11 protein-coding genes are annotated in these 11,850 nt (G+C 33.3%); 10 read left to right on the forward strand and 1 reads right to left on the reverse strand.

Annotation, left to right across the window (positions count from 1 at the left end; all coding sequences use genetic code 11):
- Nucleotides 1–41 precede the first annotated feature (41 nt).
- The 5 genes from GKZ86_RS20375 (at nucleotide 42) to GKZ86_RS20395 (ending at nucleotide 4,214) form a co-directional block, all read left to right on the forward strand.
- Nucleotides 42–1,325 carry a Na+/H+ antiporter gene (locus GKZ86_RS20375; RefSeq protein WP_154784898.1) on the forward strand — a complete coding sequence of 428 codons (1,284 nt, stop codon included), beginning with the start codon at nucleotides 42–44 and terminating at the stop codon, nucleotides 1,323–1,325.
- Between the two features lie 85 nt (nucleotides 1,326–1,410).
- Nucleotides 1,411–2,118 carry an outer membrane beta-barrel protein gene (locus GKZ86_RS20380; protein WP_154784899.1) on the forward strand — a complete coding sequence of 236 codons (708 nt, stop codon included), beginning with the start codon at nucleotides 1,411–1,413 and terminating at the stop codon, nucleotides 2,116–2,118.
- Between the two features lie 28 nt (nucleotides 2,119–2,146).
- Nucleotides 2,147–2,614, forward strand: coding sequence for a hypothetical protein (locus GKZ86_RS20385; protein ID WP_154784900.1), 468 nt, complete (start codon nucleotides 2,147–2,149; stop codon nucleotides 2,612–2,614).
- Between the two features lie 55 nt (nucleotides 2,615–2,669).
- Nucleotides 2,670–3,692 (forward strand): trans-acting enoyl reductase family protein, encoded by a 1,023-nt coding sequence (locus GKZ86_RS20390; RefSeq protein WP_154784901.1) that lies wholly within the window; start codon nucleotides 2,670–2,672, stop codon nucleotides 3,690–3,692.
- An 84-nt stretch (nucleotides 3,693–3,776) separates the two neighbouring features.
- Nucleotides 3,777–4,214, forward strand: coding sequence for a thioesterase family protein (locus tag GKZ86_RS20395; protein WP_154784902.1), 438 nt, complete (start codon nucleotides 3,777–3,779; stop codon nucleotides 4,212–4,214).
- A 75-nt stretch (nucleotides 4,215–4,289) separates the two neighbouring features.
- On the opposite strand, the gene GKZ86_RS20400 is transcribed toward GKZ86_RS20395, so the two are convergent.
- A complete protein-coding gene (locus GKZ86_RS20400; protein ID WP_228526636.1) occupies nucleotides 4,290–7,289 on the reverse strand; it encodes a LamG-like jellyroll fold domain-containing protein in 3,000 nt (999 codons plus the stop codon).
- 388 nt (nucleotides 7,290–7,677) lie between these two features.
- Here GKZ86_RS20400 and GKZ86_RS20405 point away from each other — a divergent pair, with 388 nt between their 5' ends.
- The 5 genes from GKZ86_RS20405 to GKZ86_RS20425 all read left to right on the forward strand — a co-directional run bounded on the left by GKZ86_RS20405 (nucleotide 7,678) and on the right by GKZ86_RS20425 (nucleotide 11,840).
- Nucleotides 7,678–8,541, forward strand: coding sequence for a mechanosensitive ion channel family protein (locus GKZ86_RS20405; protein WP_154784903.1), 864 nt, complete (start codon nucleotides 7,678–7,680; stop codon nucleotides 8,539–8,541).
- Nucleotides 8,542–8,544: 3 nt separating this feature from the next.
- Nucleotides 8,545–9,387: a maleylpyruvate isomerase N-terminal domain-containing protein gene (locus GKZ86_RS20410; RefSeq protein WP_154784904.1), complete on the forward strand. Its 843-nt coding sequence runs from the start codon at nucleotides 8,545–8,547 to the stop codon at nucleotides 9,385–9,387.
- Between the two features lie 91 nt (nucleotides 9,388–9,478).
- Nucleotides 9,479–10,468 (forward strand): alpha/beta fold hydrolase, encoded by a 990-nt coding sequence (locus GKZ86_RS20415; RefSeq protein ID WP_154784905.1) that lies wholly within the window; start codon nucleotides 9,479–9,481, stop codon nucleotides 10,466–10,468.
- A 112-nt stretch (nucleotides 10,469–10,580) separates the two neighbouring features.
- The gene (locus GKZ86_RS20420) at nucleotides 10,581–10,970 is read left to right on the forward strand and encodes a DUF1398 domain-containing protein (RefSeq protein WP_154784906.1); all 390 of its coding nucleotides are present in this window, start codon (nucleotides 10,581–10,583) and stop codon (nucleotides 10,968–10,970) included.
- Between the two features lie 15 nt (nucleotides 10,971–10,985).
- A complete protein-coding gene (locus GKZ86_RS20425; protein ID WP_154784907.1) occupies nucleotides 10,986–11,840 on the forward strand; it encodes a ThuA domain-containing protein in 855 nt (284 codons plus the stop codon).
- Nucleotides 11,841–11,850: the final 10 nt, after the last annotated feature.

The raw sequence follows: 11,850 nt of genomic DNA on the forward strand, positions 1-11,850 counted from the left end.
TGCCTGAAATTTTTACATTAGCATTTCTCTAAATTCTAATAATGGAAAACTACAGTATCATTATATTTATTCTCGCCATCGTCATAGGGCTATCTGCTTTTGCTGACAAAGCAAAACTTCCTTACCCTATTCTTCTTGTAATTGTTGGAATCGCAATTGGATTTATTCCAACAATGAAAGAAATTGAAATTAATCCCGAAATTATATTTCTGATCTTTCTTCCTCCGTTATTATACGATGCTTCGTTTAATATTTCTCCTAAAGATTTCAAAACCAATATTAATACCATCAGTACGCTGGCAATAACACTGGTTTTCCTGACTACTTTTTGGATTGCTGTAGTGGCGCATTACATGATTCCGAACATTACCTGGCCTTTGGCCTTTGTTCTTGGAGCAATTCTTTCTGCGACTGATGCCGTTGCAGCCGTAAGCATAACCAAAGGATTGGGAATATCGCATAAAACGATTACTATTCTTGAAGGTGAAAGTCTTATAAATGATGCTTCTGCACTTGTCGCCTATCGTTTTGCCGTAGCTGCTGTAATGGGTTCTGCTTTTGTAATATGGAAAGCAACACTACAATTTGTTATTTTATTAGGCGGCGGTTTTCTGGTAGGTTTTATAATATCAAAAATCCTGGCCTTTATATTAAGCAAAGTGCATAAAAATGTAAACGTTACTATTAGTTTCATGCTATTAATGCCTTTTATAGCATATTTAGTTGCAGAACAACTTCATGTTTCGGGAGTAATTGCAGTTGTTATTTCAGGATTGGCAATTGCCCGTTTCAGTAAAAAAATATTCCCCGAAAGTTTAAAAAACAGTTCTCGAAGCCTTTGGGACATTATCATCTTTTTATTAAATGGATTAATCTTTATTCTAATTGGACTTAATTTCAGATACTTATTAAAAGACATAGATAACGATATGATTCTGCCTTATATCGGCTATGCTTTTATCATTACAATTGTGGCTTTATTAATTCGAATGGTTAGGGTATTTCTTCAAAAAATTAACCTTCAAAAGGCTTTTCAAAAAAATGATACCGGAAAAAGAAAAAGGAAAATCAGCGAAGATGCACTTCTTGACTTTAACAACAGTATTATTTTAGGTTGGTCAGGCATGCGTGGTATTGTTTCTCTCGCTATTGCTATTGGACTTCCAAAATTTCTTGAAGACGGAACTCCGTTTCCGGAAAGAAATACGATCATTTTTATTTCTGTTGCTGTTGTGCTTTTTACGCTTATCGGACAAGGTCTTACACTTCCGTGGATTGTAAAAAAATTAAATAGTAAAAAGGAAAAAGAACACAAATTAGATTAAAATTTAAAATAAAAATAAAATAGCAATTAAAATATACGATACTATTTTACCTACATTAGCCTCATTAACTTTAACCAAAATTTTAATGAAAAAGATAGTATTATTTACTACGGTCGCCTTTATTTTCTTTTCAAGTTCTTACGCTCAAAAAACAGAGTTGCGAGTATCTTTAGATTCCGGACTTTCCTCTTTTAGTGGAAAAAGCGCAGAACCATCTTCATTTATCCTCCTTTCTGAAACCGTAGGCTATGGATACACTAATAATCCTTATGGATCAAAAAATGCATTATCATACGGAGTTTCGCTAAATCTAAAAAGAATAACCAAAGTAAATTTTATATATGGCGTAGGAGTCGGTTACGAAGATCTGCGAAGTAAAATTTCGTTAACAGATGTATTTAAATATGAGGAAGATGTTATTGTGCCTGTTTCTGGCGAAACTTTTATGGATATCAAATCAATAAATATAAATCCATTTGCAGGATATCGTTTTAATGCAGACAAACTTCCAATTGACTTAGTGGCCGGTTTTGATTTTGCAAATATTCTAAATGCCAAAGAAAAGGGAGACGCAACTGACACGAATGGTAATAAATATACTATTTCCAGAGATAGAAAAACAATAAATACAGACTTTCGTCCAAGAATTCAAATCTCAACAGATTATAAAAAATTTGGAGTTTATTTAGGCTATTCTTTCGGATTAAAAAATTACAAAGAAGGATATGTTGGCGGAACAAACGAAGTGTATTCAAAAATTTTAAGATTTGGAATTACTTATCAAGTATTATAAAAATAATTTTAAAAACTAAATTTATAGGATGGAACAAGAATTAGAAAATCGCTTTGATGAATTTGAAAAACCAACAATTATCAGAAGAAAACTTTTGCCATGGTGGATCAAAATTTTTTGTTGGATTTTTATGTTAATGGGAGCTTGTTCTGTAGGTGCATTAATTTTTAATCTTTTTACACCAAGTATTCGTTTATCAATTTATGGATTTACAACTTATAATGCTTTTTCAGGAATTGGAATGTTTATCATTGCTATTATTATATTCAAAGGATATACTGCCTATACGCTGTGGTTCGAAAAACAAAATGCTATTTTAATTGCAAAGGTTGATGCTATTGCCGGAATTGCAATTTGTTTATTTTCTATGATTATACTTCCTTTTATTTTTAGAAGTATTCGTTTTGAATTTAGATTTGAACTCCTGCTTCTTATTATTTTTTATATAAGATTAAACAAAATAGAATATGAATGGAATAACTTAAAAACCATTTAAATTTTGTGGTTAAAATAACTGCTTTTTTTAAAACAATAATCTAATCCTTTCTACTATGAAAAACAGCATTGCAATATACGGCGCTTATGGTCACACAGGGAAATTCATTGTTGCCGAACTTTCCAGACAAGGATATGATTTGATTCTTTCCGGAAGAGACGAACAAAAGCTACAGCTTTTAAAACAGCAATATCCAGATTCAGCTGTAAAAGCGGCAGATATTAGCGATGCTAAAACGTTAGATAATGCATTTTCAGGAACTTCTATTATTATAAATTGTGCCGGTCCTTTTTTAGATACGGCAGAACCCATTATTCAATCAGCTTTGCGATTGGGAATTCATTATATTGATTTAAGCGCTGAACAAAAAGCGGTTTTAGATGTATTTGAACAATTTACGGAACAAGCAAAAGATAAAATTTTAATAATTCCCGCTGCTGCATTTTACGGCGGATTAGGTGATTTATTAAGCACTTCACTGACTCAGGATTGGAAAGAAACCGAAGAAATAAATATTTACATCGGTCTCGATTCCTGGCATCCTACAAAAGGAACCAGATTAACAGGAGATCGAAATCATTATAAAAGATTAACCTTTAAAGACAAACGTTTACAAGAACTGGAGTCAAATCCTCCTGTAAAATGGGATTTTAAAAATCCTATCGGAATTAAGGAAGTGGTAACTTTGCCGCTTTCAGAAATTATTACTATTTCTCGTCATTTAAATGTAAATAACATTAATACTTACTTGAGCCAAAACTCTTTAGACGATTTAAGAAATGCAGATACGCCCGAGCCTTTACCAACGGACGAAAAAAACAGATCCTCTCAGCATTTTTGTGTAGAAGTCGTTGCGAAAAAAGATAAAACACAAAGATCAATTACTGCTTTTGGTCAGGATATTTATGCTGTTACGGCGCCTTTAGTGGTAGAAACCATAAATCGAATAGTATCAGGCAAAATAAAAAAGACAGGCGTAACAACAATTGGAGAAGTATTTGACGCAACTGATTTTTTACAATCATTAGATGAAGATGATATTGTAATATCTGCCATAACCGAAACCGAATTGAATTAAGATTTTCTTTAATAACAATTTTCTAATACCTCGTTTGGGTTTTTATTTGTAATTTCGATTTTTCATTAAAATTACAAATACAAAATGGCTTCATTTATTAAAGAAATATCTTTTCGCTGGTCAGATCTTGACCCTAATTTTCACGTTCGACATAGTGCTTATTACGATTTTGGTGCACAACATCGTATCGAAATTCTTGAAGAACTGGGCTTAACTTTAAGAGTGATGCAAACACAGGGTTTTGGACCGGTTTTATTTAGGGAAGAATGTGTTTTCAGAAAAGAATTAAAACTTTCAGATAAAATATTTATTCATACTAAAACATCAAAAATGAAAGCCGATGCTTCGCGTTGGTCAATCATTCACGAATTTAAAAGAGAAGATGACACGCTTTGTGCCGTAATTACTGTTGATGGCGCATGGATGGATACTAAACTTAGAAAACTAGCTTCTCCAACCCCGGAAATCGCTATTCAGGCATTAAGTATTTTCCCGAAAACAGATGATTTTGTTGGACTTTAAAAACTAAAAACCATCAAAAAATATAAAATCCAAAAACATAATTTATCATTATGTTTTTGGATTTTTTATAGCCGTTTATTCTGCCACAACTTTAAAATTACCATTGAAGTTTTCTCCCGAAACATTCAGAATATAAAGTCCGGTAATTTTTTTATTTGCAATATTTAAAGCAAAAGTTCCATTTCCGTCAGAAATAATTTTTTCTTTGAGAATAGTTCTTCCCGAAATATCAATTAAAGAAGCTGTTGCAGAAACAAGCGTTTGATTTGGGATATTGATGAAAATTTTATCCTTCACCGGATTAGGATACACAATAATATTATTTTTGTTTTGACTGAATTTATCAGTGCTCAAAAATTCCTGTGTAAACAAGCCCAGAACTTCAGTTGCATTCAAAGGATAATTAAATATCTGAAGTTCATCAAACTGACCTTTGTATGGCGCTGGCGCAGTTCCTGAAGCTAATTCGATCTCGCCAATATTTCCAATTATTAAATCTGTTTCTTCAGAGATTCCTGTTACAGCAGTTTCGTCTAACTCTGCCGAAAAAACTCCATCCGTATAAATTCTCATTTTATGAGCCTGAATATCTCTCATAATAACCACATTAACCCAATTGTCTGTAAAATATTTGGCTGCGGCTGTAGTAACTTCTTTTTTGGTTTTATCGTCATCAATGGCAAAACGCAAAAGTCCGCCTTTAATTTCTATATTATACCTTCTGCCTGTAGCTCCCGTTGTCGTGTTTTTTATAAATGAACCTTTGCACAAAACATAAATACTCGTCGCCGAAGAAGTTGGCAATAAAGCCGGAGCAGCCTTCATCCAAAATGAAACCGTAAACGAATTTTTATCAAACAATAAATGATCCTGATTGGGAATATTAACCATCGCTTTATTATTGGGAGAAGTTGAAAAATCTATGGCATTATTGGCTTTTCCAGGCACTCTTACATTGGCATTATCATAAGTTATATCCAAAACACCATTATTAGCATAATTCGTAATATCAGCAATTTCTTCTCCCTGCGAAGCAGCTTCTTTAAAAGGCCAATGACCAACAATACCTGGCGTTAGTGCGCTGAAACTCCAAACATCGCCCGTTGCAGTTCCTTTTGCATTTACAGCATCAATTCTCCAATAATAATTAGTATCCGAATTTAATCCAGTAACTTGATATGAAGGGCTTGCAACATATGCCAAATCCGTCAATTTTGTTAAGTTTGAAGCACTAGTACCAAAATAAACAGAATATGTTACTGTATTCGAACTTCCACTCCATTTTAAAATCAGATTTTCATTTGTCAATTCTACATTATTTGAAGCCGTAACAGGAGTTGGATTTGTTACTTTCGCTGGTGCTGAAGGAATTGGCGGTGTCGTTATTGAAGCAATTTCGCTGTAAGCCGATGATTCTGTTAAATTTGTCGCTTTAATTCTGTAGTAATATTGCGTATTTGGCGTTAAACCAGTTTCATTATAACTCGAAATATTTGATGCTAAAGTACTCAAAATCGTAAAATCAGTTCCATTTGTAGAACGTTCCAGAACATAACTATCCTCGTTGGCCGCATTATCGCTCCAATTAATGGTGAAAGAACTTGTCGCTGGAATTTCAGTAGAAATCACATTCGTAAAATTTAAATTCGATGGCGGAATAATAAAATCCGGTGGCGTTACATTCGTTAATCCGTTAATATAAACCTCAATATTCAGATAAGGCGAATGTGAAGTATTTACTGTCAATGCATCAACATTGCTGTTTTTATTTAACCCATTCGCATCTTCCCACGCATCCGGCATTCCATCATTATCAGTATCCAAAGGAGCCGGCGCGCCATACACATGTCCTGCACCTCCGTTTGTAAAACCAAATTGTGTGATTAAATCCGTTTGAAGATACACGTAAGTGGCAGTTTTACCTTTAGACATTAAATCAGAAATCATTAAATTATCAACCTGATCACGTCTTGGGTAAGAAGCTCCAACATTTAAAATAATCTTGTTGTAAGCATCCTGAGCCGTGAGCGTTGTATTTTTCATCGGATAATCATAAGGAGTAGACAAAATAGTAGCAGCGTCTCCCGTAGGATATCCCGTTAAATCTGCAGGAACCAAAGCGCCATTTAAAACTCCGTCTTTATTATTATCAAAATAATTGCCGGAACCGTACAACAGAAAATTATCGTTTCCTCTGTTAAAAGGCGTTGTAATCGTCGTACTGGTATTTGGACCTCCAATAAAATAATTATTTATAATATTGACATCAGAACTTCCGGCCGAATCTCCGCCCATAATATAAGCGTCGCCAGATTCTGTATGTCCGTAAGTATTTCCATAATTTCCCCAATTGTAAACAACGTTATTTACAAACTCATTAATTCCTTTTATTTTATTGTTACGGGTTTTGTTGCAGATATATAAATTCCCAATCAAACTTATTTTTCCTCCGGAAGGCTGAATCAAACCTCCGGCAGAATGATTATGACGATGCAATCCCTGACCAATAATCGAATTTTGAATCGTGATATTATCCGGGCTTACACCTTTATTATCCCAATTGATAGAAAATACTTCATCAGTTCCCCAGGTAAAAGTCATGTGGTCAAAAATCATATTTGCCCCATTTGCCAATCCGGATGCATCCTGATTTTGAGCGGTTCCTCCGTAACGAATTCGAAGATATCTCGCTATCGTATTACTTGCTCCGGTAAAAGTTACTCTTGGTCCTAAAAATACAATTCCTTCGCCTGTTGCCGTTTGTCCTGCAATAGTCGTATTAGTTGCTACAACAACTTGCGTTTGCAAATTAACAATACCTCCTACCCTAAAAATGACAAATCGGCCTTCCTGGCTTACGGCGTCCCGAAAGGAGCCCGGACCGCTGTCGTTTAAATTGGTGACCAAATAAATTTGAGGATTTGCTGACCCGCGTGCACCGGTAGTAAATCTGCCAAAACCTGTAGCTTCCGGGAATGCCAATGTTTGCGCATTTAAAGTTCCGAACATCGAAATAAATCCAAAAATCATACAGGATTTGAGTACATAATTAAATGTAAAAGTGTGTTTTTTCATAGTGATTTGGTTATAATCAGTTAAATAGTTATAACCAATTTAGCCATAAGCCAAAAAGCGACCATCCTGTCCAATCCTGTTTTACAATACTAATTATCAGTATTTTATATTTTTAGAAGCGAAACCGAAACTTTAGTTTAATTCGAATAATCAAATACGTAAAAGCAATCATTTCTTTGCATTTGTCTTATTTTTTTAACACTATAAAGACTATAATTAAAAAAAGATCAATAATTTTAATTACGTCATTTTAAACAAACCATCTCATTAGAAATTTTATCTAAAATAAAACTTCGTAAATTAGCTTTTCCCTCTTTTTAAATTTCATGCAATCATTGAGAATTATCTTTAATAACAATAACTTTGTTAGACTTAAAAACTAAAACGTATGTTCGACTTTGTAAAAGACTTCAGAATTGGAATTATTATCGCCATAATTGGAATCACAACAATTATTCTGGGAGCAATTACAGATAAAGTATTACGCTATTTTTTGTACCGAAAACTAAGCCATAAAGAATATGACGTAACTGGGTTTAAGTTTTTAAAACATTTAATAATTACTGTAATTTATATTTTAGGATTTGCTTTTGCTTTAATTCAAATTCCTGAATTCAAGATTATCGGACATTCATTTTTGGCAGGTGCCGGAGTTATTTCTTTAGTCGCCGGTTTAGCTTCTCAACAAGCTTTGAGTAATATTGTGAGCGGCATATTTCTTGTCATTTTTAAACCGTTCAGAATCAACGATAAAATCACCATAAACAATTTTGTTGGCACTGTAGAAGATATCAATTTAAGGCAAGTTGTTCTAAAAGATGCTGAAAACAACCGAATCATTATTCCGAATTCTGTTATCAGCAATCAAATTATTGTCAATACCAATATGCACGATACCAAATGCTGCAAGATTATCGAGATTGGTATTGGTTATGAATCGAATATCGAAAACGCGTTAGAGATCATGAAAGACGAAATTGCTAAACATCCTCTTTTTATTGACACACGAACTGCTGAAAATAAAAAACAAAAAATGCCTTTGGTTATAGCGCGCGTTGTTGCACTTGCAGATTCTAGCGTAACATTGAAAGCCTGGGCGTGGGCAAAAAATTCTACAGATGGTTTTGTAATGTATTGTGATTTACTGCAAAGCATTAAAAAACGTTTTGATGAAGCTCAAATTGATATTCCGTATCCACAGCGGGTTGTCACTTTTAAAAATAGCGAAACAAATACTTCAAAAGACAAATAGTTTATGAAATCTTCACAAATTATCCCCATAGAAACGCTGCATTTATTTCCTGTTCTGGATGATTTATTAATTGAACTTTTAAAATCATTAACTGAGGAAGAATGGAACGCCCAAACGGTTGCTAAAAAGTGGAAAGTAAAAGATATTGCTTCTCATTTATTAGATGGAAATTTGAGAGGTTTATCCATTTCCAGAGATCATTTCTTTGGAGAAAAACCAGAAAATATTAATTCTTATGAAGATCTGGTTGGTTTTCTTAATCAGCTCAATATGAGTTGGACAAATGCTACAAAACGAGTAAGTCCGGCAGTAATAACGAATTTATTAGAAATTACCGGAAAACAATATTCCGAACATTTAAAGAGTTTAAATCCTTATGACGAAGCTATTTTTTCTGTCGCCTGGGCAGGAGAAGAAACTTCATTAAACTGGTTTCATATTGCGCGTGAATACACCGAAAAATTCCTTCATCAGCAACAAATTAGAAATGCTGTTGGCAAACAAGCCCTGTTTACCAAAACTTTATTTTATCCGTTCATTCATACTTTTATGCAGGCTTTGCCACACGCTTATAAAAATGCCTCAGCCAAAGAAGGTACCATTATTACACTCATCGTAAATACTGAAATTGGCGGAAAATGGAATATTATTAAAGAAAAAGACAACTGGAAATTTATTGAATCTTTTGATACAGAACCAACCGCAATTGTAAAAATAAATCCTGATGATGCGTGGTTGTTGTTTTCGAAAGGAATAACTCCAAATGAAGCTAAAGAAAAAGTAAAAATTATTGGTGATCAAAAACTGGCAGAAATCGCTTTAAGCATTGTTGCAGTAATGGCTTAATTTTAATAACAGATATTTTCTGATAATTTTAAGACTTTAATTTTTGCTTTTAAAATGGTTAGTTTTAATTTTAAGAAAATATTATTCAACAATGAAAAACATACAATTTATTCTACTTATACTTCCCTTTCTTTGCTTTTCGCAGCAGGAAAATATAAAAGCGCTTGACATTAATTTAAGTAATTACGAATATCCGTTTCCTGTTCATTTTTTAGAATTGAACAATCAGCGTCAGGCTTTAAAAATGGCTTATATGGATATTAAACCCGACAATTACAACAATAAAAACATCGTTTTACTTCACGGAAAAAATTTTAATGGTGCATATTGGGAAACTACAATTAAAGCGCTGACAAAAGAAGGTTTCAGAGTTATTGTTCCTGACCAGATAGGTTTTGGAAAATCGTCAAAACCGGATAATTTTCAATATACTTTTCAGAAACTGGCAGAGAATACTAAAAAATTACTGGATCATTTAGGAATTCAAAAAACAACTATTTTAGGACATTCTATGGGCGGAATGTTGGCGACAAGATTTACGTTAATGTATCCGGAAACGGCCGAAAAATTAGTTTTAGAGAATCCAATTGGTTTAGAAGACTGGAAATTGGTTGTTCCGTACAAAACCGTTGATTGGTGGTATGAAGGTGAATTAAAACAAAACTACGAAGCCATAAAAAAATACCAAATGGCGAATTATTATGACGGAAAATGGAATGCTGATTTCCAAAAATGGGCTGAGCTAAGCGCCGGCTGGACAACGGCTCCCAATTATAATATCGTCGCGTGGAATTCAGCATTGATGTACGATATGATTTTTACACAACCAGTTGTGTATGAATTTAAGAACATAAAAAGTCCAACGCTTTTAATCATCGGAACAAGAGATAAAACAGCAATTGGAAAACAATGGGCATCAGAAGAAGTTAAAAAAACATTGGGAAATTATGCAGAATTGGGCAAGAAAACTCAAAAAGCAATTCCGAATTCTAAATTAGTCGAAGTACCAAATACGGGACATTTACCGCATATTGAATCTTTTGATCAATTTATAAAACCATTAATCGTATTTTTGAAATAAATAATAATTTTTCCGCCACGAATTCACGAATTATTTTTAATTAATTCATAAATAAAAATTCGTGAATTCGTGGCGGAAACTTTTACAATAAATAATCTAATAACTAAATAATATGTTTACAATCGATCAAATAAAAGACGCACATTCTAAAGTAAAAAGCGGTGCTGATTTTCCAAATTATATTCAGGACTTAATTATTTTGGGCGTAAAAGGCTATGACACTTTTGTAAATGACGGACATGTTGAATATTACGGTGTCAATAATTATAATGTTACTGCTGACGAAAAATATGCTGAAATTAAAGTGGCGGATACTGCTAATAAAGAGCGTTTTATTGAATTTCTTGTAATGCATCAGGACGGACAAACGGATTATTTAACTTTTTGTAATCATGCCGCACAATGTGGTATAGCAAAATGGAGAGTTGATATTATAGAAATGACCTGTACTTATTTTGATAAAGCAGAAAATGAAATACTGATCGAGAAAATTCCTGACTAATCAACAATAAATTCAATGTCAATTTTAGATACAAAAAGTGATTCTATAATTAAAAAAAGTATTTTACTGCTACTTTTTCTAGTTTGTTTTTCTGGATATTCTCAGCATCAAAAAGGCAAAACTAAGTTTAAAGTGATTGCTTTTTATACGGCAAAAAACGATCAGGCGCATATTAGTTTTGTACACGAAGCCAATAAGTGGTTTCCGAAAACAGCAAAAGAAAATCATTTCGAATATGATTCTACAAGCAATTGGGATAATCTAAACGCCAAGTTTCTGGCCAAATATCAGGTAGTTTTATTTTTAGACACACGACCGGAATCACCAAGTCAGCGCGAAGCTTTTCAAAAATACATGGAAAACGGAGGCGGTTTCATCGGATTCCATTTTTCGGCTTTTGCTTTAAATGATTCTGATTATCCGCAAAATTGGGATTGGTATCATAACACGTTCTTAGGTTCGGGCGAATATTCGAGTAATACATGGCGGCCAACATCGGCAGTTTTACGTGTTGAAAACCAACATCCGATAACTAAAAATCTGCCAAAAACATTTACTTCTGCACCAAACGAATGGTATAAATGGAATAATGATTTGAGGAAAAACCCGGACATAAAAATACTTTTAGCTATTGATGAAACCAGTTTTCCTTTAGGAACCGGACCAAAACAGCACGAAATCTGGCATGAAGGTTATTATCCTGTTGTTTGGACAAATAAAAACTACAAAATGCTTTATGTAAATATGGGGCATAATGATATCGATTATGAAAAAGGAACGAATAAAACTCTTTCATATACTTTTGAAAATAAAACTGAAAGCAAATTGATTCTTAATGCGTTGCTTTGGTTAGGAAATTCTAAAAAATAAAATGAGCAAA

The organism is Flavobacterium sp. LC2016-13 (assembly GCF_009707955.1).
Taxonomy (GTDB): domain Bacteria; phylum Bacteroidota; class Bacteroidia; order Flavobacteriales; family Flavobacteriaceae; genus Flavobacterium.

What these genes read in the sequence shown, in the direction of transcription:
- GKZ86_RS20390 (WP_154784901.1), top strand. Translation starts at nt 2,670, where the DNA reads ATGAAAAACAGCATTGCAATATACGGCGCTTATGGTCACACAGGGAAA.
- GKZ86_RS20385 (WP_154784900.1), top strand. Translation starts at nt 2,147, where the DNA reads ATGGAACAAGAATTAGAAAATCGCTTTGATGAATTTGAAAAACCAACA.
- GKZ86_RS20405 (WP_154784903.1), top strand. Translation starts at nt 7,678, where the DNA reads ATGTTCGACTTTGTAAAAGACTTCAGAATTGGAATTATTATCGCCATA.
- GKZ86_RS20425 (WP_154784907.1), top strand. Translation starts at nt 10,986, where the DNA reads ATGTCAATTTTAGATACAAAAAGTGATTCTATAATTAAAAAAAGTATT.
- GKZ86_RS20415 (WP_154784905.1), top strand. Translation starts at nt 9,479, where the DNA reads ATGAAAAACATACAATTTATTCTACTTATACTTCCCTTTCTTTGCTTT.
- GKZ86_RS20375 (WP_154784898.1), top strand. Translation starts at nt 42, where the DNA reads ATGGAAAACTACAGTATCATTATATTTATTCTCGCCATCGTCATAGGG.
- GKZ86_RS20400 (WP_228526636.1), bottom strand. Translation starts at nt 7,289, where the DNA reads ATGAAAAAACACACTTTTACATTTAATTATGTACTCAAATCCTGTATG.
- GKZ86_RS20420 (WP_154784906.1), top strand. Translation starts at nt 10,581, where the DNA reads ATGTTTACAATCGATCAAATAAAAGACGCACATTCTAAAGTAAAAAGC.
- GKZ86_RS20395 (WP_154784902.1), top strand. Translation starts at nt 3,777, where the DNA reads ATGGCTTCATTTATTAAAGAAATATCTTTTCGCTGGTCAGATCTTGAC.
- GKZ86_RS20380 (WP_154784899.1), top strand. Translation starts at nt 1,411, where the DNA reads ATGAAAAAGATAGTATTATTTACTACGGTCGCCTTTATTTTCTTTTCA.
- GKZ86_RS20410 (WP_154784904.1), top strand. Translation starts at nt 8,545, where the DNA reads ATGAAATCTTCACAAATTATCCCCATAGAAACGCTGCATTTATTTCCT.